The following is a 21,631-nucleotide window of genomic DNA, read 5'->3' as shown; positions in this document are numbered from 1 at the left end:
CGACCTCGGAGGCGCTTGCGCAGATGCTGGCGGTGACGGCGATGCTCGTCATCGCCAGTTTCGTGTTCTACGTGCGGTGAAGCTTCCGTGTCCCAGACGCGAATGCAACGAAGCAATCCGGGACACAGTTTTGCGTAACCGGGGGGATGCTTCGTTGCATTCGCAATGAAATCAGCCCTGAAACACCACGGCATCTACAACGACACAGCCTTTGCCGGCGCTGTCGAGCAGCACCGGGTTAAGATCGAGGCTCATGACCCTGGCCGCCGGATCCAGCATTAACTCGCCTACCCGCAACACCGCGTCGCAGAGCGCGTCGAGATCCATCGGCGGCTCACCGCGCACGCCCGCGAACAAGGGCGCAATCCTCAATCGCCCAAGCGCCTCCCTGACATCGTCTTTCGAAAACGGCGGGAGCAGCAGCGCGGTATCGCGGAAAATCTCGACATATTTCCCGCCGTCGCCGACCGCCACCACGGGGCCGAATACGGGATCGCGGTGCGCGCCGATCATGATCTCGCGCCGGCCGCCGGCCATTGCTGCGATGATGACGCCATCGAACCGCGCGCCCTGCTTGCGGATGATGCCCTCCATCTGCGCCCAGATCTCGCCCGCCTCCTCGCGGGAGGTGATGCCGAGCTTCACCAGCCCGAGCTCGGACTTGTGCGCGATATCGGCGGAACAGCCCTTGACCACGATCGGACCGCCGATCGTCTCGAACGCGGCGATGGCCTCGGCGCGCGACCGGCACAGCCGGTGCGGCACCACGGGAATGCCGCGCGACGCCAGCAGGGCAAGGCTGTCGGCCTCGTTCAGCATCGTCGTCGCAGCCGGTGTGATCCGCGGCGGGCGGACCGTGGCGCGCTGCGCCTTACGCGCCAGGGTGCGCGCCATCAGTTCGCGATGCGCCAGAAACTGATGCAGCGCCGTGACCGCCTCGGTCTCGGTCGGAAACACCGAAGAACCCTCGGCTGCGAATTGATCGGCGACGCTGCGTTGGGTCGCCGCGATCACCAGCGGCTTTCCGGTCTGCTTGCCAAAGGCGGCAGCGTCGCGGGCGAAGGCTTCCACATCATAGCCGGGTCCGGCGACGGGAACCCCAATCAGAAACGCGTCGGCCGCGGGGTCTTCCGCGATCACCGGCAGGATGTCGCCGAACAGCCGGCTGTTGGACAACAGCGCCGCCGTCAGATCGATCGGATTGGTGGTGGTGGCAAAGCTCGGCAAGATGCCCTTGAGCTTCCTGTCGGTTTCATCCGACAGTTTCGCCATCGGCATGCCGACCTCGGTCGCCGCATCCGCGGTCATGACGCAGACCGCCCCCGAATTGCTGATGGCCACGAGCCGCCTGCCCATCGGCTTCCAGCCCTTGAGGTAGAGCTCGGTGGCTTCGACCAGCCCGCGCATATCCGGCGCGCGCCAGATACCGTGCTGCTCGAAGAAGGCGTCGACCACGCGGTCTTCGTTAGCCAGCGCGCCGGTGTGCGACTGCGCCGCCTGGCGCCCGGCTTCCGAGCGGCCGGATTTCAGCGCGATGATCGGCAGGTCGCGGTTGAGCGCGACGGTGGCGAGTTCCTCCAGATATTTCGTCTCGGGGATGCTCTCGAGGTAGAGCAGCAAAAGCTTGACTTCGGGATCCTCGGCCACCGCGACCGCCAGTTCGCCCACGGTAATGTCGGCGTCGTTGCCGGTGGCGTGGGTATGGCGGACGCCGATGCCGCGCTGGCGCAGGAATCCGACCGGCACGGTCGAGAGCGCGCCACTCTGGCTCAGCATCGCGACATGCCCTTCGGCGCGGTCCATATCCATGAACATGGTGGAGAAGCTTGCGATCGCCCCGGTGCCGAAATTGGCGAGGCCTTGCGAATTGGGGCCGACGATGCGCATGCCGGCCTTGCGCGCGGATTCCACCATCCGCCGCTCCTTTGCCTTGCCGGCGACGGCGTCGACTTCGCCAAAGCCCGAGGCCATCACCACGGCAACCTTGACGCCATGCGCGGCGCAATCTTCCACCACGCCAATCGCGTTGTCGCCGGCGACGGCGACAATCACCATCTCCGGCGCCTCCGGCAGGTCATCGAGGCTCTTGTAGCATTTATGGCCCTGGACCTCGGCGCGCGACGGATTGATCGGGAAAATCCTGCCCTTGAAGCCGAACTTGTCGAGGTAATGCACCGGGCGACCGCCGACCTTGTTGGGATTTTCCGATGCGCCGATGATGGCAATGGAGCGCGGATCAAGCGCGGCCTTGAGACGGCTCATGATGATGTTGTCCTTGTGAGGTTAACCTTCGTCATTCCGGGATGCGCCATTTGGCGCAGGCCCGGAATCCATAATCTCCGATTGTGGTTTTGGATTCCGGGCTCACTCGCTTCGCTCGCGCCCCGGAATGGCGGCTTAATAATCGCGCCCTGCACCACCCCACCGACGACCTCAATACGACTTTGGCAGGCCCAGCACCTTCTCGGCGATGAAACTGAGAATGAGCTGTGGGCTGATCGGGGCGATGCGCGGGATCAGGGATTCGCGCAAATAGCGTTCGACATGAAACTCCCTGGCGTAACCGAAGCCGCCATGGGTCATCACCGCCTGCTCGCAGGCTTGAAAGCCGGCTTCAGCGGCGAGATATTTCGCGGCGTTAGCCGCCGGACCGCATGGCAGGCCCTGATCGTACTGCCAGCCCGCCGACAGCGTCATCAGCCACGCCGCCTCCAGTTCCATCCAGTTCTTCGCCAGGGGATGCTGGATCGCCTGGTTCTTGCCGATCGGACGGTTGAACACGATTCTCTCTTTGGCATAGGCCGCCGCGCGCGACAGTGCCAGCTTGCCGAGCCCAACCGCTTCCGCTGCGATCAGGATGCGTTCCGGATTCATGCCGTGCAGGATGTACTCAAAACCGCGGCCCTCCTCGCCGAGGCGGTCGGCAACGGGTATCTCAAAATTCTCGATGAAGAGTTCGTTGGAATCGACCGCCTTGCGGCCCATCTTCTCGATCTCGTGCACGGCGATGCGGCTGCGGTCGAAATCGGTATAGAACAGGCTTAAGCCACGGGTCGGATTCTTGACCTCGTCCAACGGCGTGGTGCGCGCCAGCAGCAGGATCTTTTCGGCGACCTGCGCGGTCGAGATCCAGACCTTCTGGCCATTGACGACGTATTTGTTACCGGACCGCACCGCGCGGGTCTTCAACTGCGTGGTGTTGAGACCGGTGTTCGGTTCGGTGACGGCAAAGCAGGCCTTCTCTTTTCCTGACACAATCGGCGGCAGCATCCGCTGGCACTGCTCGGGGGTGCCGAACACCACCACGGGATTGAGCCCAAACACATTCATATGCACCGCGGAGGCGCCGGACATGCCGGCGCCCGATTCCGAAATCGTGCGCATCATGATCGCGGCATCGACGATGCCTAACCCGGAGCCGCCATATTGTTCGGGAATGCAGATGCCGAGCCAGCCGGAATCAGCCAGCGCCGCATGGAAGTCGGCGGGAAAGCCGCCTTCCCTGTCCTTCTTCAGCCAATAGGCGTCATCGAACCGCGCGCAGATTTTTGCCACCGCGTCGCGGATCGATTCCTGGTTGGCTGTGAGGGCGAAATCCATGCGTCTCAATCCGTTGATGCGCCGGGCGCCGCTTTGGTCACGCCGTCACGGACCAATGCTGCGATCTCGCCAGTGGAAAACCCGGCCTCGTGCAGGATCTCGGCGCCGTGTTCGTTCAAGCGCGGCGCCAGTCGCGTCGGTTCCACGGATGTATCCGACCAGGTCGCGGACACCTTCATGGTGCGGATCTTGCCTTCACTGGGATGTTCGACCACCGGAAAGAACCCGGTTGCGACCAGATGCGGGTCCTGCAAAATGCTCTCCAGATCATGCATCGGCATCACCGGTACGTCGGCCTTGTCGAGCAGCTCGGTCCATTCGGCCGTGGTCCGCGCCTGGAAGATGCGGGCCAATTCGGCATAGACGATGTCGATGTTGGTGGCGCGCCCGGCAAAGGTCGCGAATTTGGGATCGCGGCGCAGATCATCGCGGCCGGTAGCTTCAAAGAAATTCGCCCATTGCTTGTCGTTGTAGACGATCACGCAGATATAGCCGTCGGAGGTCTTGTAGGGCCGCCGGTCGCGCGACAGATGCCGCGCATAGCCGCCTTTGTCCAGCGGCGGCTCGTAGGTCAGACCGCCCATGTGATCGCCCATCACGAAGCCCGCCATGGTCTCGAACATCGGAATATCGACGCGCTGACCGCGCCCGGTACGATCACGGTGCACGAGGCTGGCGCAGATCGCGCCCACGGCCGTGAGGCCGACGATGCGATCGACCAGCGCATTGGGAACATAGCGCGGAACGCCATCGCTGGTCTGCGCCATCAGGGCCGGCAGCGCGGTGGCGCCCTGGATCAGATCGTCATAGGCGGGCTTGGCGGCATAGGGGCCGTCCTGCCCGAAACCGAACACGCCGGCATAGACCAGGCGCGGGTTGAGCTTCGAGACCACGTCATAGCCGAGCTGCAATCGCGCCATCGCCTGCGGCCGCACATTGTAGACCAGCACGTCGGCCGACGCGATCAGCCGCAGCACCGCGTCGCGGCCCGCGGGCTTTTTCAGGTCCAGCGCGATCGAGCGTTTGCTGCGGTTGGTGTTGAGGAATACCGGGCCCATGCCGGGATGACGGGTCGGGCCGATCTGCCGCGTCACGTCGCCGTCGAGGGATTCAACCTTGATGACATCGGCGCCGTAATCGCCGAGCATCTGGGTCGCATAGGGCCCCATCAGCACAGTCGTCATGTCGATGACCTTGACGCCCTCCAGCGGTCCCATGGTTCCGTTTGCTCCCGGCACGGCGCAGCACCTGATCGGCGCCACTCTCAGGCCTAGTAACGTCAGGCCGTCCGCAAGATCAAGGCCGTCGGCCGTATGGGCGCATGCGCGAGGAGATTTTGTAGGGTGGGCTAAGCGAAGCGAGCCCACCACGGCGCAGCCGATGCGAGAGTGGTGGGCACGGCGCAAGTGCGCCTTTGCCCACCCTACGGCGACTTCCCCATCATCTCCCGCAGCTCGGTCTTCAGCACCTTGCCGTAATTGTTCTTCGGCAACGCGTCGAGATAGACGTAACGCTTCGGCCGCTTGAAGCGCGCGATCGAGGCGAGACAATGGGCATCGAGCGCGGAATCGTCGGCGACAGCGCCGTCTTCCAGCACCACGCAGGCGACGACGATTTCGCCCCAGTCCGGATCGGCCACGCCGATCGCCGAGACCTCGCGCACGTCGGCATGCGTCAATAGCGCCTCCTCCACCTCGCGCGGATAGATGTTGGTGCCGCCGGAAATGATCACGTCCTTGGAACGGTCCGACAGCGTCAGAAACCCGTCCTGGTCCAGCCGCCCGACGTCGCCGGTGCGCAGCCATCCATCCTTCAGCGTCTCCGCATTGGCTTTCGGGTTGTTCCAGTAACCCAGCATGACGGCGGTGCCCTTGGCCTCGACTTCGCCGGTCTCACCCGGCGGCAGCGGCTTCCCGTCCGCATCAGTGATGCGCACCGACATCACGCTCTGCGCGGGACCAACCGAGGCGAGCCGTTCGAGATAGCGCGGATGATCGGCGCGGGCGTGCCATTCCCGGCTCAGCGAGGTGATCGTCATCGGCGATTCACCCTGGCCATAGATCTGGACGAAGCGCTGACCCATGGTCGCGATCGCGTCCCGGATATCGGCGAGATACATCGGCCCGCCGCCATAGATGATGGTGCGAATGCCCTCGCCGTTCTCGCCGCGGCGCCTGGCGGCATCGACCAGACGTCGCACCATCGTCGGTGCCGCGAACATCACGACATTGTCGAGCTGCCGGCCAAGATTGAGCACTTCATCCGGATCGAAGCCGCCGGATTCGGGAATGACGTGGCGCCCGCCCATGCGGACGTGCGGGAAATTATAAAGCCCCGCGCCGTGCGAGATCGGCGCGGCATAGAGCGAGGCGTCGTTCGGCGTCGCAACATCGACATCGGCGAGATAGCACAGCGACATCGCCACCAGATTGCCATGGCTCAGCATCACGCCTTTCGGCCGGCCGGTGGTGCCGGAGGTGTAGAACAGCCAGGCGAGATCATCGACCTCGCGGGCCAACGGCGCCGGCGTGCCCTCGCCTTCGCGCATCGCGCGGTAGGCATCGCTGTCGACCGACAGCGTCTTCATCGCCGCCGGCAGACCGTCCTTGGCTTCCATCAACGCGCCAACCGTGTCGTCGGAAACGAAAGTCAGCCTGGCGCCGGCGTCGCTGCAGATCCAGGCCGCCTCACGACCATGCAGCTTGGCATTGATCGGGATGGCGGCAGCGCCACACCACCAGATGCCATAGAGGCATTCGAGGTATTGGGTGCAATTGGTCGCGAACAGGCCGACGCGGTCGCCAGGGGCGATGCCGTATTGGCGCGACAGCGCCCCGCCAATGGCCGCCGCACGCCGCGCGAAGGTGGCGTAGTCCGCGTCGAGATCGAAGCCAGTCAACAGCGCCGGTGCATCGGGGCGAAGCCGCGCCGATGCCGCCAGCCATTCGGCGACGTTCATCGCTCAAGCCCTACTTTGCGGGCTCCAGCACCGAAACATAATTGGCGACCGCAGCCCCACCCATGTTGAAAATGCCTGCGAGTTTGGCGTCCTTGATCTGCATCCCCTCGGGCGCCTGGCCGAGGAGCTGCATCGCCGTCATCACATGCATCGAGACGCCGGTGGCGCCGATCGGATGACCCTTGGCCTTTAGCCCGCCGGAGGGATTGATCGGCAGCTTGCCGTCCTTCTGGGTCCAGCCTTCCTTGATGGCGCGGGCGCCCTGCCCCCGCGGCGTCAATCCCATTGCCTCGTATTCGATCAGTTCGGCGACGGTGAAGCAGTCGTGGGTTTCGACAAAGGACAGATCGGAAAGCTGCAAGCCGGCGGACTGCAGCGCGCGCTGCCACGCCACCGTGCAGCCCTCGAACTGCAGGATATCGCGTTTCGACATCGGCAGGAAATCCTGGGCATGCGCGGTCGCCCTGATGTTGACGGCCTTGCCCATCGACTTTGCGGTTTCGGCATCGGCCAGTACCAGCGCCGCCGCGCCGTCCGACACCAGCGAGCAATCGGTGCGCTTCAGCGGCCCCGCCACGAACGGATTCTTCTCGCTTTCGGAGCGGCAGAATTCGTAACCGACATCCTTGCGCATCTGCGCATAGGGGTTGGCTACGCCGTTCTTGTGGTTCTTGGCGGCAATCATCGCCAAGGCGTCGGACTGGTCGCCGTATTTCTGGAAATAGGCCTGCGCGATCTTGCCGAACACGCCGGCGAAGCCGCCAGGGGTCTCGCCGTCCTCGGGCAGATAGGAGGCGCGCAGCAGGTTCCGGCCGATCTCGGGACCCGGCGTCCGGGTCATTTGCTCGACGCCGACCACCAGCACGATTTTCGCAGCGCCTGCGGCGATCGCCCGGATGCCCTGGTGCACCGCGGCCGATCCGGTGGCGCAGGCATTCTCGACCCGGGTCGCCGGCTTGAACCGCAAATGCGGGTCGGCCTGCAGCACCAGTGCCGCGGTAAAATCCTGCGGCGAGAACCCGGCGTTGAAATGCCCGAGCATGATCTCATCGACATCGGCGGCGGCAATGCCGGCGTCGGCCAGCGCCTCATTCGCGACCCGAACCACCAGGCTCTCGACCGTCTCGGTATCGAACTTGCCAAACGGCGTGTGCGCCCATCCGACGATGCTGGCTGTCATGGTGCTCTCCCTGTCTTGCTGGACCGATATGTAACGTATCGGGCGGAATAATTCACGCTGGTTTCAGGGAATTCATGGTCCGGCGGCATATGGCTGATATGCCGGCCCAGTTGGCAGACCTGATATCCGCCGCCGGGCAAAGCCAGGATCCGCCGACCGCCACCACGTTCGGCTCGCTGAGCCATGCCGCCGCATTGGCCTCGCCGATGCCGCCGGTCGGGCAAAACCGCACATCCGGAAAAGGCCCCGCCAGAGCGCGAAGCGCCTTGATGCCACCCGACGATTCCGCTGGAAAGAATTTGACCAGGTCAAAGCCGTGGGCCAGCGCCTGCATCAGGTCGGACGCTGTGGCGATCCCCGGCGCAAACGGCAAGGCGCTTGCCGCGGCGGCCTTCAGCAACTCCGGCGTGGCGCCCGGACTGATGCCGAATTTGGCGCCGAGCGTCTCGGCACGGGCCAGATCAGCCGCATTCAGGATCGTGCCTATGCCAACGATAGCCTCGGGCACATCGGCCATGATCGCCTTGGCGGCCGGAATCGCAACCTCAGTCCGCAGCGTGACTTCCAGCACGCGCACGCCGCCGGCAACGAGAGCCTTGGCGAGCGGCACCGCGTCTTCAAGCCGGTCGATGGCAAGCACCGGGATGATCGTCGCCTGCTTGAACAGCGTCGCGAGCTTGTCCTGTTTCGCCGTCATCGTGAGGCCTTACGATCAGGCAATATCTTTGCAGGCATGGCCGAGCGCGGAATGATCGCACCGGGATAGCCCACCACGACGCCGCCAAGACGATGCCCCGCCTGCGCGGCTTCGGCTGGTTCCGCGCCCTCCAACCGTGTGGCGATGTAGGCGGCCGAGAAGCTGTCGCCGGCCGCTGTGGTGTCGACAACCGGCTGTGGCACAGGCTCCGCACTCACCTCGCGCGAAACTCCTTCGAACCGCACGATGCTGCCGGGCTCGAGAAGCTTCAGCGCGGCCTCGCTGCTGGGAATGCGTCGCATCAGCTGCTCGTCGCTTTCATCGGGATAGAGCGGCAACAAATCCTCCATCGAAGCCAGCACAATGTCGGACGCGGCAAACGCTTCGTCAAAGACGGCGCGCGCGACGTCGGGATCGGGCCAGCCTCGGGCGCGGAAGTTGGTGTCGAAGACGATGCGGGCGCCATGCTTTCGCGCGCAGTTGAGCGCGTCAATCAATTTCGTCCGCCCCGGCACGCTGTAGATCGACAGCGTGATGGCCGAGAGATAGACGACGTCATAGGTCGCAAGCGACTCCAGAATGTCGTCGGTCTCGGACAAATCCATCAAGCTGCGCGCGGCCGAGTTGTCGCGCCAGTGAAAGAAGCGGCGGTCGCCGAATTCGTCAGTCTGGATCAAATAGATGCCGGGCAATTTGCCTTTCAGCCGCGCAACCCGGCTGGTGCCGACGCCCTCCGCCGCCCAGCCCGCGAGCATCTCGTCACTCATGGGATCGACCCCGAGTGCGGTGATGTAGTCGACCTCGACGCCAAGGCGGGCAAGATAAACGGCGGTGTTCAGGGTGTCGCCGCCATAGCCGCGTGAAAACAGCCCGCCCTCAGCCTGCTTCAGCTCGATCATGCACTCGCCGATGCAGGCGACCCTGGTCATGGCCGCATCCGTGGTTCAGGCGACGAACTTGCCACCAAGTTCGTCCTCGATGTGAATCCGGATGATGTCGTCGAAGGTCTTTTCAGCGGTCGTGAAGCCCAACTGCAACGCCCGCCTGGGATCGAAATTGCGCGGCCAGCCCGCGACGATCCCCATGATAAAGGCATCCGGCTCGCGCTTGATCCGCGCCGCCACCTTGTCGCCGGCGACCCGCTTCAGGGCGGCGATCTCTTCGCCGACGGTGACCGAAAGACCGGGCATCGTGAGGTTGCGGCGCGCGCCCATCGCTGCGGTATCCACGGTCGCTGCGTGGATCAGAAAACCGACCGCCGAGCGCGGCGAGGCATGCCAGTGCCGGACGTCCTCGGACACCGGCAAGATAGCCTCCTTCCCCGCCAGCGGTTCGCGCAGGATTCCGGAGAAGAATCCGGAAGCCGCCTTGTTGGGCAGGCCGGGGCGAATGCAGATGGTCGGCAACCTGATGCCGACGCCGTCCATGAAGCCGCGGCGCGAATAATCGGCGAGCAGCAATTCCCCGATCGCTTTCTGGGTGCCGTAGCTCAACAACGGCGTATGAAAGAACTCGTCGCCGATCGCCTCGGGAAACGGCGCGCCGAACACCGCAATCGACGAGGTAAACACCACTCTCGGCTGGTAACCGCCGCCGGCGAGCCTGACGGCATCGAAAAGCATGCGCGTGCCGTCGAGGTTGATGCGATAGCCCTTGTCGAAGTCGAGCTCGGCCTCGCCGGAGACGATCGCCGCAAGATGGAAAATCACGTCGGGTCGATCGGCGACCAGCTTTTCGGCCACGCCTGCTACTGCGAAATCGCATGTCACCGTATCAACCGGAAATCCCGCCTTGGCGGGACTGGCGGGGGCGACCACGTCCTGCAGCGTCATGCGGGTAATGTCGCGCTTGCCGAGATGGCCATCGCGCAGCAGCCGCTCGGTCAATTTGCGGCCGACCATGCCGGCGGCGCCCAAAACCAGAATATGCAAGACCCAGCTCCTTGTTCTTAATTCGTGGCCGCGGGCCCGCGCTTACTCTTTGACGGCTCCGGTCATCGCCGACACGTAGTGCTCGACGAAGAACGCATAGAGGATCACCAGCGGCAGCGAGCCGACCAGGGCGCCCGCCATCAGCGAACCCCATTTGTAGATATCGCCATCGACGAACTCGTTCACGATCGCGACCGGAACGGTCTTGTTCGGCGTCGATTGCAGGAAGGTCAGCGCGTAGATGAATTCATTCCAGCACAGCGTGAAGGAGAAGATGAAGGCCGAGATCATGCCGGGAATTGCCAGCGGCACGATAATCCGAGTCAGGATCTGCCAGCGTGAGGCACCGTCGATCAGGGCGCATTCCTCCAGCTCATAAGGGATGGTCTTGAAATATCCCATCAACAGCCAGGTCGAGAACGGAATCAGCAAGGTGGGATAGACGAGGATCAGCGCCAGCGGCGAGTCGAACAGGCCATAGGCCTGGATCACCGACGCCAGCGGAATGAACAGGATCGACGGCGGCACCAGATACGCAAAGAAGATCAGCACACCGACGGTGTCCGCGCCCTTGAATCTCAGGCGCACGATGGCATAGGCCGCCAATACGCTGGCGATGATCGAGAGCGTCGTGGCTCCCACCGCGACGTACATTGTGTTCCAGAGCCAGCGCGGATACTGGGTTTCGAACAACAGCTTGCTGATATGCTTGAAGGTCGGATGAACCACCCAAAACGGGTTGAACTTGTTCATGTCGATCAGTTGTTCGTCCGGTTTGATCGACGTCAGCGCCATCCAGTAGAACGGAAACAGCAGCACGACCAGGATCACGAACAGCGGCAGATAAAGCGTCACCACACGGCGTGGCAACGATTCCAGATAGCTCATGCCTTCGCTCTCGTCGTCACGGCTGGCGACCGGAGCTTTTGATGGCAGCGTGGAATCAGTCATTGTTGGACCCTTGCTGCCATTTCCGGCGCTGCATGCCGAACCAGGAAATAGCGATTGCCGCGACCAGGAACGGGATCATGGCCGTGGCGATGGCGGCGCCCTCGCCCAGGCGGCCGCTGATAATGCCACGCTGATAGCTCAGGGTCGCCATCAAATGGGTGGCATTCACCGGGCCGCCGCGCGTCAGGGCCCAGATCAGCTGGAAGTCCGTAAACGTAAACAGCACCGAGAACGTCATCACCACGGCGATGATCGGGGTCAGCAGCGGATAGGTGATGAAGCGGAATCGCTGCCAGTTGGTGGCGCCATCCAGCGTCGCCGCCTCATACAGCGAAGGCGACACCGTCTGCAGGCCGGCCAATAGCGTGATCGCGACGAAGGGAACGCCGCGCCAGATGTTGGCGAAAATCACGCTGCCGCGCGCCCAGCTCGAATCGCCCAGGAAATTGATGTTGTGGTCGATCAGGCCGAGCTTGATCAACGACCAGGAAATGATCGAAAACTGCGAGTCGTAGATCCACCAGAACGCGATCGCCGACAGCACGGTCGGCACGATGAAGGGGATCAGCACGATCGAACGGATCATTGCCTTGAACGGCATGTGCCGGTTCAACAGCAACGCCAGATAAAGACCGATGGCGAACTTGATGGCGCTGGCGACGATCGTATAGAGCAGCGTGTTGAAGACGGAGAGCCAGAAGATGGAGTCGTCCCAGAGCCACTGATAGTTCTCCAGGCCGATGAAAATTCCCCGGCGGCCGATCCGCTCATCGGTGAAACTCATCCAGACACCGAGGCCGAGCGGATAGGCAAGGAACAGGATGAGAAATGCCGCCGCGGGCAGCATAAACCACAGCGCCACCCAGTTGCGGTTGGTCCGCAGCCGCGCCCACAGCGACGGTGTATCGACGCCGGCAGGCTGCACACGCACAGAGGTTTGAAAGGTCGTCATCTCGCTCCAATTCCACGGCCGGAATGCGACGGCGGGCCGTTCGCTGGTCCGGATCTTCAACAGAAACAAACCGGCGCGGCGGACCGCGCCGGCAGATCATCCTACCGGAAGATGCGCTTGGCGGAACGCTCCGCCGAAGCCATCGCGGTCTTCACATCCTCGCGACCGGTGCAGTAGTTGGCGAACATGTCGACCACCACGAAGTCGGCAATCGCGGCCGCTGCATTCTCGCCCATCTGGCCGATGCCCGCCGGCGTCAGCGATGTCTCGGCCACGTCCCGATACGGCGTATTCTTGGGATCCGCGGTCCAGATCGGGTTCTTGTTGAAGCCGAGCAGGAACGGCGAAAGATAGCCTTGCGCGGATTCGACCCAGGGATTGAGCTGCTCCGGGTCCAGCATGAAGGCCGTGAAAGCCTTGCAGGCCTGCGGAAACTTCGTGAAGTTGAAAACCAGGATCGGGAAGCCGAGATTCATCTCTTTTGTTTTTCCGTCCACCCCCGCCGGCAAATGGGCATGATTCATATCCGCGGCGATTTGCGGATTTTCCTTCTTCGCCGTGACGTAGATCGAGATGCCGTTGACGGTCATGTGGAGCTGGCCCGCCAGGAAAGCCTTGTTGTTGGAACTGTCGTTCCAGGACGCGGTGCCGGGAATGAAGTTGTCGTAAAGGCCTTTGACGTATTCTAGCGCCTTGGCCGTTTCCGGCGAATTGACGATAACCTTGTTGTTCTTGTCGATCAGGTTGCCGCCGTGGGCCCACAGCGCCCAATGCAGCCAGGTGTTGGCGTCGCCTGAGGCGTGTCCAAGTGCCATGCCCGCGGGCGTGCCGTTCTTGTTCAATCCCTTGACCAGGTCGGCGAAGCCGCCGAGGTCCTTGGGAAACTCCTTGTGGCCTGCCTTTTCCATGGCGGCGACGCGGTAGTTCACCAATGCGCCGGTGGCGGCAACCGGGACGCCGATCCACTTGCCGTCCAGCTTGCCGTAGTCCTCACCCGATTTGGACCAACCGCCGCCCTTCTTGCCGACGTACTCGGCGACGTCGGTCATATCGACGCATTTGGATGGGAACAAGAACGGCAGCGAGTAAAGACCCCAGACGATATCGAGGCCCTGCCCCGTGTTCGCCGCCACCGACGCCTTGGGCTGCAGGTCGTCATAGGATTCGTTGGAGACGTTGACCGTCACGCCGGTCGCCTTCTGGAAGGCGTCAACGATCTTCATGAAGGCGGTGTCCTCGGCTTCGACGAAGCGCTTCCAGCGCAACAGGTTGATCTTGGCCCCCGCTTCCGGTTTCCACGGCGCGCTCTGCGCCCAAGCCTTGGCATAGCCCAGCAACTGTTCGCTCGTCATGGCGGCCGCGACCGCGAGCAGGCTGCCGCCCCCTTTGAGCAAGGACCGCCGATCCGTTGTAAAATGACTCATTGTCCCTCTTCTCCCTGTTTAATTGGCTTCATCGACCAATTGCTTTTCGCTCACTCACAATCGCTTGCCCGTGGCCTCATCGAACAAATGCACCACCGAGGGGTCCGGTTTCAGCCGAATCCTGTCGCCTGGATTGAATTGGTGTCGCTCGCGGAACACGGCGACGACCTGTTCCCCGCCAAGCTTGGCGAAGACCTGGGTTTCCGATCCGGTCGGCTCGACCACGATGATCTCGGCTTCGGCGCCGTCGTCGGCAATGGTGAAGTGCTCGGGCCGCACCCCGAAGACCACCGGACGTCCGTCCGAATTGGCAGGCGCGGATTTGAGCGGCAGTTTGACGCCGTTTGGACCCTCGAAACTGGCGCTGCCGTTCACCGTGACCCTGCCTTTAAGGAAATTCATCGCCGGCGAGCCGATGAAGCTCGCGACGAACACGTTATCCGGCCGGTCGTACAATTCGAGCGGGGAGCCGATCTGCTCCACGATGCCATCGTGCATCACCACGATCTTGTCGGCCATGGTCATGGCCTCGATCTGGTCATGCGTGACGTAGACGGTCGTGGTCTTCAGCCGCTGATGCAGTTCCTTGATTTCGGTGCGCATCGCCACGCGCAGCTTGGCGTCGAGGTTGGACAGCGGCTCGTCGAACAGGAACACCTGCGGATCGCGCACGATGGCGCGCCCCATTGCGACGCGCTGGCGCTGTCCGCCGGACAATTGCCTGGGATAGCGATCGAGCAGCGGCGTCAGGGCCAGAATTTCCGCGGCGCGCTTGACGCCCTTGCTGATCTCGTCGGCGCTCGCCCCCCGCAGCTTGAGCGAAAATCCCATATTGTCGGCGACCGTCATATGCGGATAGAGCGCATAATTCTGGAACACCATGGCAATGTCGCGCTCCTTGGGCTGGACATTGTTGACGACGCGGTCGCCGATCGAAATCGTCCCCGAAGTGATGTTTTCCAGCCCGGCGAGCATCCGCAACAAGGTCGATTTGCCGCAACCGGAGGGACCGACCAGCACGACAAAGGCGCCGTCCTCGATCGGTATCGACACGCCGTGCAGGACCTCAAAGCCGCCAAACGATTTTCGCACTTCGCGGATTTGCACTGACGACATAGAAACCCTCCCGAATACGCCTCTGGCCAGCGGCGAAAACCGCGGTCATCGCTGATTTGACCGGGGTCATACCAGACTTTTTCGGTGATGTCCTTGGATCAAAGTCGTAGGTATTGGCCTCGGCCGCGCACATTGCGAAGCGCGCGGTGGCATGCGAACATTGGCCGCCAACACGAAGATTTCGCACAAAAATAAGGCGCGTGCGCTGCGGGAGAACCCATGAACAAGCCGCTTACCGGTGTCACCAGACGCAAACTCCGTTCCAGCGAGTGGTTTAACAACCCGCACAACCCCGGAATGACCGCGCTCTACCTCGAGCGCTACCTCAATTACGGCCTGACCCGGCATGAGCTGCAATCCGGCAAGCCGATCATCGGCATCGCCCAGACCGGCAATGATCTGTCGCCCTGCAACCGCCATCACCTTGAGCTGGCGCATCGGGTCCGCGAGGGAATCCGCGCCGCCGGCGGTATCGCGATGGAGTTTCCGATGCACCCGATCCAGGAGACCGGCAAGCGCCCGACCGCGGCGCTGGACCGTAACCTCGCCTATCTTGGATTGGTCGAAATCCTGTTCGGCTACCCCCTGGACGGCGTGGTCCTGACCACGGGCTGCGACAAGACCACCCCCGCCTGCCTGATGGCGGCGGCAACGGTCAATCTGCCGGCGATCGTGCTGTCCGGCGGGCCGATGCTGAACGGCTGGCACAACGGCGAACGCTCGGGCTCCGGAACCGTGGTCTGGAAAGCGCGCGAGCGGCTGGCGGCCGGCGAGATCGACTACGAGGAGTTCATGAATATCGTGGCGTCGTCGGCGCCCTCGGTCGGCCATTGCAACACCATGGGCACCGCCTCGACCATGAATTCGCTGGCGGAGGCCTTGGGCATGTCGCTGCCCGGCTGCGCCGCGATCCCCGCGCCCTACCGCGAACGTGGACAGATTGCCTATGAGACCGGCACGCGCATTGTCGGCATGGTCTGGGAGGACCTAAAGCCGTCCGACATCCTGACGCGAAAGGCCTTCGAGAACTGCATTGTCGTGAATTCGGCGATTGGCGGCTCGACCAACGCGCCGATCCATATCAACGCGCTGGCCCGCCATATCGGCGTGGAACTTTCGATCGACGATTGGCAGAAATTCGGCCACGCGATTCCACTTCTGGTGAATATGCAGCCGGCCGGCTTCTACCTCGGCGAGGAGTTCCATCGCGCCGGCGGCGTGCCGGCCGTGGTGCGCGAATTGATGACGGCCGGGCGCATCCATGAAGACGCCATCACCGTCAACGGGCACACCATGGGCGACAATTGCCGCGAGGCGACCAAACCCGACGGCGATGTGATCTGGAGCTACGACAAGCCCCTGGTGAAGGACGCCGGGTTCCTCGTGCTGCGCGGCAACCTGTTCGATTCCGCGATCATGAAGACCAGCGTGATCTCCAAGGAATTCCGCGACCGCTATCTGATCAACCCGAGGGATCCCAACGCCTTCGAGGGGCGCGCGATCGTATTCGAGGGTCCGGAGGATTATCACGCGCGGATCGACGATTCCGCGCTCGATATCGACGAGCATTGCATTCTGTTTGTGCGTGGCACCGGCCCGATCGGCTATCCCGGCGGCGCCGAGGTGGTGAACATGCAGCCGCCGGCGGCGCTGATCAAACGCGGCATCCTGTCGCTGCCCTGCATCGGCGATGGCCGCCAATCCGGCACCTCGGGCTCGCCGTCGATCCTCAACGCCACTCCGGAAGCCGCCGCCGACGGGGGGCTGGCGATCCTCAAGACCGGCGACAAGGTTCGCATCGATCTCAACAAGGGCAGCGCCAACATCCTGATTTCCGACGAGGAAGTGAAGAAGCGCCACGCGGACCTGAAAGCCAAGGGCGGCTTCCCCTATCCGGCCAGCCAGACGCCGTGGCAGGAACTCTATCGCTCAACCGTCGGCCAACAGGCCACCGGTGCCTGCATGGAGTTCGCCACACGCTACCATGACATCGCCGGCCGGGTCGGTGTGGCCAGGGATAATCACTAGAGCAAACTGTCGTCATTGCGAACGAAGCGAAGCAATCCATAAGCCCGCAGAAGAGCTGGATTGCTTCGTCGCTTCGCTCCTCGCAATGACGTTTCAACAATTTTGGTAGATTTATAAGGAGATTCGAATGTCAGACCGCCTGAAGGGCAAACGCGCTTTCGTCACCGCGGGGGCGGCAGGGATCGGCCGCGCCTCGGCCATCGCTTTCGCGCGCGAGGGCGCGAGCGTTTTTGCGACCGATATCGACGAAAAGGGACTGGCCGCGCTCGCCAAGGACGGCGTCGCCGAGGTCGCACGGCTCGACGTGCGCGACACGTCGGCCGTCGCGGCGATGGCCAAACGCGCGGGCCCGATCGATATCCTCCTGAACGCGGCCGGCTTCGTTCACAACGGCACCGTGCTCGATTGCTCCGACGAGGACTGGGATTTCTCGTTCGACCTCAATGTCAAGTCGATGCACCGGACCATCCGGGCGCTCCTGCCGGGCATGCTGGAACGCGGCCACGGCTCGATCGTGAACATCTCGTCGGCGGCCGGCGTGTTCAAGGCCGCCCCCAACCGCTACGTCTATGGCGCGACCAAAGCCGCCGTCGCCGCGCTGACCCGCGCGGTCGCCGCCGATTTCATCATCAGGGGCATCCGCTGCAACTGTATCTGCCCCGGCACCATCGAGACGCCGTCGATGCTCAACCGCGCCGCCGCCGCAGGCCCCGGCGGCCGCGAGATGTTCGTCGCGCGGCAGCCAATGGGACGGCTCGGCACCGCGGAAGAGATCGCCTCGCTCGCGCTCTATCTTGCCAGCGACGAAAGCGCCTTCACCACCGGCGTCGCCCATATCATCGATGGCGGCTGGACGCTGTAACGTCATTCCGGGGCGCGCGAAGCGCGAGCCCGGAATCCATAACCACAATCGGGAGTATGGATTCCGGGCCCGCGCCAAGCGGCGCGTCCCGGAATGACGAGTTCAATTTGAAACCCGGTCTGAATAAGGAATTTCCCCATGAACAAGATCGATCTGAACGGCCGCTGCGCCGTCGTCACCGGCGGCGCGCAGGGTTTTGGGCGCGCGATCACCGAACGCTTTATCAGTTCCGGCGCCAAGGTCGCGATCTGGGATCACGACCAGCCCTTCGCCGAGAAGACGGCAAAGGAAATCGGCGCCGGCGTTAGCGCGTTCAAGGTCGACGTGTCCGATCTCGCCGCCGTCGAAAAGACGCGCGACGCGACGCTGAAAGCCCTCGGCAAGATTGACATCCTCGTCAACAATGCCGGCATCGCCGGCGTCAACAAGACGGTGTGGGAAACCGACCTCGAGGAATGGCGCAAGGTGCTGCGCATCAATCTCGACGGGCCGTTTATCTGTTGCAAGGCGATCGCGCCGGCGATGATCAGCCAGGGTTACGGCCGCATCATCAACATCGCCTCCATCGCCGGCAAGGAGGGCAATCCCAATGCGGCTCACTACTCGGCCTCAAAGGCCGGCCTGATCGCATTGACAAAATCGCTCGGCAAGGAACTTGCGCAGTACGACATCATGGTCAATGCGGTGACCCCGGCCGCCGCCCGCACCGCGATCTTCGACCAGATGACGAAAGCGCATATCGACTTCATGCTGTCGAAGATTCCGAAGGGACGTTTCGTGCTAGTGGAAGAACTCGCGGCCATGGTGGCCTGGCTGGCGTCGGAGGATTGCGCCTTCTCCACCGGCGCGGTGTTCGACATTTCCGGCGGGCGGGCGACGTATTAGAAATCGGCTGGCCGGGAGATATCATGATCAGGGAGGGCGGATGCCTGTGTGGCGCGGTGCGGTTCAAGGCGGAGGGAGAGCCGATCAATGTCCGCATCTGCCACTGCCGTAACTGCCAGAAGGCAATGGGATCGCCCTTCTTTGCCCGCGCGCTCTTCGACCAGAAAGCGCTGACGATCCAGGGCGACACTATCCGCTATCCCTCATCGGAGGCGCTCGACCGGGTTTTTTGCAAGACGTGCGGCACGCGGCTGTTTTCCTGGCGAAAGAACGGGACAGCGACGGGTGTCGCCCTTGCCGTATTCGATGACCGCAACGCGTTTGCGCCGACCGAACATATCTGGGTCGCGGAAAAAATGGAGTGGGTGAAGCTCGACGATGGGCTACCGCAATATCCGGGAGCAGTTCCCCTTTGATGCGAGCGCGTGCTAGCGTCGTCACCCATCAAACCGGTCAGGACTCCCGTGAACATCACCCTCTACGACGTCTCGGTCTGGGTCCTGCCGCTGGTCATCGCCATCACCTTTCATGAGGCCGCGCACGGCTTTGTCGCGCACCGCCTCGGCGACAACACGGCGTTTGACCTCGGCCGCGTCAGCTTCAACCCGCTGCGGCATATCGATCCGTTCGGCACCCTGATGTTGCCGGCGATGCTGCTGCTGTCGCACTCGCCGTTCCTGTTCGGCTACGCCAAGCCAGTGCCGGTCAACTTCCGCGGACTTCGCAGTCCGCGAATCGATATGGTCTGGGTGGCGCTGGCCGGACCGGCCACGAATATTGCGCTGGCGCTGATCGCAGCCGCGGCGTTCCATGCGGTGGATTATCTGCCGGCAAACGCGGGCGAGTGGCTGGCCGCCAACCTGAAGAACGCCGTGTTGATCAACGTCATCCTGGCGGTTTTCAACATGCTTCCGATCCCGCCGCTGGACGGCGGACGGGTCGCGGTCGGGTTGCTGCCGAGGGTGTTGGCTTACCCGCTCTCCCGGCTGGAGCCGTTCGGGATGCTGATCCTGATCGGAATCCTGATCCTGCTCCCGCTCGCCGGTTCGCAGTTCGGTCTAAATCTTGATGTTATTTCGGCAATACTGCGAACATCGACCGGCTATGTGATTCAGCTGATCCTCGCGATCACCGGAAACGCCTAGTCGCATTTCCCAAACAAGGACCTGGAACCCGCCGGAAAGAGCAGAGGCCAACTTGATCAAAGCAGCCGACATGATGATCGCGCGCCGCGCCGATACCAGGGCGAGAGCGGATTTTGCCACCTGGAAAATGATGGCGAAGCTGAACGGCGCCTCCTCCCTGCCCCCGGAGGCGCAGACGTTCCTCGATCGCTACAAGGCGCTTCTGAAGGAAATGACCGAGGCGGAGGCAACGGAAGCCGCCATCCATCTCATCTACAAGAGCTATTATGAGGAGATGGGCGGTGCCGGCGCACCTCCCGATATCCAGGCGCATCCGGTCGGACAGGTGACGGGCAACGTCACCGCCTTCAAGCGTCCGCCACCCCAGCGGTCCAAGTCCGCCGGCGGTTCGGAGGCAAAACCCCGGCTTCCCGTCGCCCTGATCTTTGCCTGCCTGGTCGTCGTCTATACCGGTTTTCGATATTTCCTGCGGTGAGGCGCCGCTGCGCCTGATGAATCCGCCGCAAGCCGAAGCTTCCGATGCGCGCGCCTCATTTTGCCGCATCGGCTAGGCGGGACGGGCAAGGCCGGCCATAATGGCCGGCGTATCATTATTGCTAATTCACAACAAAAATTGGGAGGGGAAATGAAGCGATCGATCGCAGCCCTGATGCTGGCTGCCACTCTCGGATTTACAGGTCTTGGGTTCGGCGGCGCCGCGCTCGCCCAGCACAAGCTCGACAAGATCGTCAAGGTCGGAAGCCTCGGCGATCAATCCGGTCTCTACCAGGACATCGGCGGCCCGGGCTCGTCCGTCGCTGCGCAAATGGCGATCGAGGATTCCGGACTCTTGGCCAAGGGCTGGAAAATCGATTTGATCTCGGCCGATCACCAGAACAAGCCGGACGTCGGCACCAACATCGCCAAGCAGTGGATCGACGTCGAGAAGGTCGACGTGTTCGTCGATCTCGCCAGTTCCGGTGTCGGCCTTGCGGTCGCCAACGTGGCGAAGGAGAGAAACGTCGTCAACCTGAACTCAGGCTCGGCTTCCTCCGATCTCACGGGCTCGCAATGCTCGCCCAACACGGTGCATTGGGTCTATGACACCTACATGCTAGCCAACGGCACCGGCAAGGCGTTGGTCAAGTCGGGCGGCGACACCTGGTTCTTCCTGACCGCCGACTACGCGTTCGGCCAGGCGCTCGAGCGCGACACCAGCGCGGTCGTGATCGCCAACGGCGGCAAGGTGCTTGGCGGCGTCAAGCATCCCCTCAACAATGCCGACTTCTCCTCGTTCCTGCTGCAGGCGCAGAGCTCGAAGGCGAAAATCATCGGACTTGCCAATGCCGGCGGCGATACCACGAACGCCATCAAGCAGGCGGCGGAGTTCGGCATCGTCGCGGGCGGGCAAAAGCTCGCGGGCATGCTGATGTTCATCACCGACGTCAACGCGCTCGGGCTGAATGTCGCGCAGGGCCTGAATTTCACCGAAACGTTTTACTGGGACATGAACGACAAGACCCGGGCCTTCACCAAGCGCTTCAACGAGCGGTTCAAGAAGAACCCGCCGACCATGGTTCAGGCCGGCGTATATTCGTCGCTGATCCATTACTTCAAGGCGCTTGAGGCGCTGGGCGGCAATCCGCATGACGGCGTCAAGGTCGTCAACAAGATGAAGGAAATGCCGACCGACGATCCGTTGTTTGGCAGAGGCTCTATCCGCGCCGACGGCCGCAAGATTCACCCGGCCTATCTGTTCGAGGTGAAGAAGCCGGCGGAATCGAAATATCCCTGGGATTATTACAAGCTGATCGCCACGATCCCGGCGGATGAAGCCTTCATCCCGCTGGAGAAGAGCGTTTGCCCGATGGTCAAGAAGAGCTGATCAAAGTCACCCGATCGACCCGGAAGCCCGGCGCACC

19 protein-coding genes are annotated in these 21,631 nt (G+C 62.9%); 7 read left to right on the top strand and 12 right to left on the bottom strand.

Annotation, left to right across the window (positions count from 1 at the left end; translation table 11 throughout):
- Positions 1 to 171 precede the first annotated feature (171 nt).
- The 12 genes from E8A46_RS05865 to ugpC form a co-directional block, all read right to left on the bottom strand.
- Positions 172 to 2,262, bottom strand: a complete 2,091-nt coding sequence (locus E8A46_RS05865; RefSeq protein WP_291558626.1) for an acetate--CoA ligase family protein — start codon at positions 2,260 to 2,262, stop codon at positions 172 to 174.
- 171 nt (positions 2,263 to 2,433) lie between these two features.
- A complete protein-coding gene (locus E8A46_RS05860; protein ID WP_291558624.1) occupies positions 2,434 to 3,600 on the bottom strand; it encodes an acyl-CoA dehydrogenase family protein in 1,167 nt (388 codons plus the stop codon).
- A gap of 5 nt (positions 3,601 to 3,605) precedes the next feature.
- A complete protein-coding gene (locus E8A46_RS05855) occupies positions 3,606 to 4,817 on the bottom strand; it encodes a CoA transferase (protein WP_291558622.1) in 1,212 nt (403 codons plus the stop codon).
- Positions 4,818 to 5,023: 206 nt separating this feature from the next.
- Entirely contained in the window at positions 5,024 to 6,559 is a 1,536-nt protein-coding gene (locus E8A46_RS05850; RefSeq protein WP_291558620.1) for an AMP-binding protein, read from the bottom strand.
- Between the two features lie 10 nt (positions 6,560 to 6,569).
- Positions 6,570 to 7,739, bottom strand: a complete 1,170-nt coding sequence (locus E8A46_RS05845) for an acetyl-CoA acetyltransferase (RefSeq protein WP_291558618.1) — start codon at positions 7,737 to 7,739, stop codon at positions 6,570 to 6,572.
- Between the two features lie 52 nt (positions 7,740 to 7,791).
- Positions 7,792 to 8,436 (bottom strand): bifunctional 4-hydroxy-2-oxoglutarate aldolase/2-dehydro-3-deoxy-phosphogluconate aldolase, encoded by a 645-nt coding sequence (eda, locus tag E8A46_RS05840; protein WP_291558616.1) that lies wholly within the window; start codon positions 8,434 to 8,436, stop codon positions 7,792 to 7,794.
- The gene (locus tag E8A46_RS05835; protein ID WP_291558614.1) at positions 8,433 to 9,365 is read right to left on the bottom strand and encodes a sugar kinase; all 933 of its coding nucleotides are present in this window, start codon (positions 9,363 to 9,365) and stop codon (positions 8,433 to 8,435) included. Before E8A46_RS05835 ends, eda begins: the two co-directional genes overlap by 4 nt.
- A gap of 15 nt (positions 9,366 to 9,380) precedes the next feature.
- Positions 9,381 to 10,367 carry a D-erythronate dehydrogenase gene (gene denD, locus E8A46_RS05830; RefSeq protein ID WP_291558612.1) on the bottom strand — a complete coding sequence of 329 codons (987 nt, stop codon included), beginning with the start codon at positions 10,365 to 10,367 and terminating at the stop codon, positions 9,381 to 9,383.
- A gap of 42 nt (positions 10,368 to 10,409) precedes the next feature.
- Positions 10,410 to 11,318 carry a carbohydrate ABC transporter permease gene (locus E8A46_RS05825; protein ID WP_291558611.1) on the bottom strand — a complete coding sequence of 303 codons (909 nt, stop codon included), beginning with the start codon at positions 11,316 to 11,318 and terminating at the stop codon, positions 10,410 to 10,412.
- Positions 11,311 to 12,270, bottom strand: coding sequence for a sugar ABC transporter permease (locus tag E8A46_RS05820; RefSeq protein WP_291558610.1), 960 nt, complete (start codon positions 12,268 to 12,270; stop codon positions 11,311 to 11,313). Before E8A46_RS05820 ends, E8A46_RS05825 begins: the two co-directional genes overlap by 8 nt.
- A gap of 101 nt (positions 12,271 to 12,371) precedes the next feature.
- Entirely contained in the window at positions 12,372 to 13,694 is a 1,323-nt protein-coding gene (locus tag E8A46_RS05815) for an ABC transporter substrate-binding protein (RefSeq protein WP_291558609.1), read from the bottom strand.
- A 54-nt stretch (positions 13,695 to 13,748) separates the two neighbouring features.
- Positions 13,749 to 14,810 (bottom strand): sn-glycerol-3-phosphate ABC transporter ATP-binding protein UgpC, encoded by a 1,062-nt coding sequence (ugpC, locus tag E8A46_RS05810; RefSeq protein WP_291558608.1) that lies wholly within the window; start codon positions 14,808 to 14,810, stop codon positions 13,749 to 13,751.
- 219 nt (positions 14,811 to 15,029) lie between these two features.
- Between ugpC and E8A46_RS05805 the strand changes: the two genes are divergently transcribed.
- The 7 genes from E8A46_RS05805 to E8A46_RS05775 all read left to right on the top strand — a co-directional run bounded on the left by E8A46_RS05805 (position 15,030) and on the right by E8A46_RS05775 (position 21,594).
- Positions 15,030 to 16,838, top strand: coding sequence for an IlvD/Edd family dehydratase (locus E8A46_RS05805; RefSeq protein WP_291558606.1), 1,809 nt, complete (start codon positions 15,030 to 15,032; stop codon positions 16,836 to 16,838).
- A 127-nt stretch (positions 16,839 to 16,965) separates the two neighbouring features.
- A complete protein-coding gene (locus tag E8A46_RS05800; protein ID WP_291558605.1) occupies positions 16,966 to 17,700 on the top strand; it encodes an SDR family oxidoreductase in 735 nt (244 codons plus the stop codon).
- A 138-nt stretch (positions 17,701 to 17,838) separates the two neighbouring features.
- A complete protein-coding gene (locus E8A46_RS05795) occupies positions 17,839 to 18,585 on the top strand; it encodes an SDR family NAD(P)-dependent oxidoreductase (RefSeq protein ID WP_291558603.1) in 747 nt (248 codons plus the stop codon).
- Between the two features lie 23 nt (positions 18,586 to 18,608).
- Entirely contained in the window at positions 18,609 to 19,001 is a 393-nt protein-coding gene (locus E8A46_RS05790) for a GFA family protein (protein ID WP_291558601.1), read from the top strand.
- Positions 19,002 to 19,049: 48 nt separating this feature from the next.
- A complete protein-coding gene (locus tag E8A46_RS05785) occupies positions 19,050 to 19,730 on the top strand; it encodes a site-2 protease family protein (RefSeq protein WP_291558599.1) in 681 nt (226 codons plus the stop codon).
- A gap of 70 nt (positions 19,731 to 19,800) precedes the next feature.
- Positions 19,801 to 20,205, top strand: a complete 405-nt coding sequence (locus tag E8A46_RS05780) for a hypothetical protein (RefSeq protein WP_291558996.1) — start codon at positions 19,801 to 19,803, stop codon at positions 20,203 to 20,205.
- A gap of 150 nt (positions 20,206 to 20,355) precedes the next feature.
- Entirely contained in the window at positions 20,356 to 21,594 is a 1,239-nt protein-coding gene (locus tag E8A46_RS05775) for an ABC transporter substrate-binding protein (RefSeq protein WP_291558597.1), read from the top strand.
- Positions 21,595 to 21,631: the final 37 nt, after the last annotated feature.

This window comes from Bradyrhizobium sp. (genome assembly GCF_004799445.1).
Classification (GTDB): domain Bacteria; phylum Pseudomonadota; class Alphaproteobacteria; order Rhizobiales; family Xanthobacteraceae; genus Bradyrhizobium.
The sequence above is the reverse complement of the archived record's forward strand: the minus strand, read 5'-3'. Positions and strand labels throughout refer to the sequence as shown.

Bases quoted from the DNA above. Each gene is read 5' to 3' on its own strand.
- E8A46_RS05795 (WP_291558603.1), top strand. From the start codon at position 17,839: ATGAACAAGATCGATCTGAACGGCCGCTGCGCCGTCGTCACCGGCGGC.
- eda (WP_291558616.1), bottom strand. From the start codon at position 8,436: ATGACGGCGAAACAGGACAAGCTCGCGACGCTGTTCAAGCAGGCGACG.
- E8A46_RS05815 (WP_291558609.1), bottom strand. From the start codon at position 13,694: ATGAGTCATTTTACAACGGATCGGCGGTCCTTGCTCAAAGGGGGCGGC.
- E8A46_RS05860 (WP_291558624.1), bottom strand. From the start codon at position 3,600: ATGGATTTCGCCCTCACAGCCAACCAGGAATCGATCCGCGACGCGGTG.
- ugpC (WP_291558608.1), bottom strand. From the start codon at position 14,810: ATGTCGTCAGTGCAAATCCGCGAAGTGCGAAAATCGTTTGGCGGCTTT.
- E8A46_RS05775 (WP_291558597.1), top strand. From the start codon at position 20,356: ATGAAGCGATCGATCGCAGCCCTGATGCTGGCTGCCACTCTCGGATTT.
- E8A46_RS05790 (WP_291558601.1), top strand. From the start codon at position 18,609: ATGATCAGGGAGGGCGGATGCCTGTGTGGCGCGGTGCGGTTCAAGGCG.
- E8A46_RS05805 (WP_291558606.1), top strand. From the start codon at position 15,030: ATGAACAAGCCGCTTACCGGTGTCACCAGACGCAAACTCCGTTCCAGC.
- E8A46_RS05850 (WP_291558620.1), bottom strand. From the start codon at position 6,559: ATGAACGTCGCCGAATGGCTGGCGGCATCGGCGCGGCTTCGCCCCGAT.
- E8A46_RS05835 (WP_291558614.1), bottom strand. From the start codon at position 9,365: ATGACCAGGGTCGCCTGCATCGGCGAGTGCATGATCGAGCTGAAGCAG.
- E8A46_RS05820 (WP_291558610.1), bottom strand. From the start codon at position 12,270: ATGACGACCTTTCAAACCTCTGTGCGTGTGCAGCCTGCCGGCGTCGAT.
- E8A46_RS05825 (WP_291558611.1), bottom strand. From the start codon at position 11,318: ATGACTGATTCCACGCTGCCATCAAAAGCTCCGGTCGCCAGCCGTGAC.
- E8A46_RS05845 (WP_291558618.1), bottom strand. From the start codon at position 7,739: ATGACAGCCAGCATCGTCGGATGGGCGCACACGCCGTTTGGCAAGTTC.
- E8A46_RS05800 (WP_291558605.1), top strand. From the start codon at position 16,966: ATGTCAGACCGCCTGAAGGGCAAACGCGCTTTCGTCACCGCGGGGGCG.
- E8A46_RS05865 (WP_291558626.1), bottom strand. From the start codon at position 2,262: ATGAGCCGTCTCAAGGCCGCGCTTGATCCGCGCTCCATTGCCATCATC.
- E8A46_RS05855 (WP_291558622.1), bottom strand. From the start codon at position 4,817: ATGGGACCGCTGGAGGGCGTCAAGGTCATCGACATGACGACTGTGCTG.
- E8A46_RS05780 (WP_291558996.1), top strand. From the start codon at position 19,801: ATGATGATCGCGCGCCGCGCCGATACCAGGGCGAGAGCGGATTTTGCC.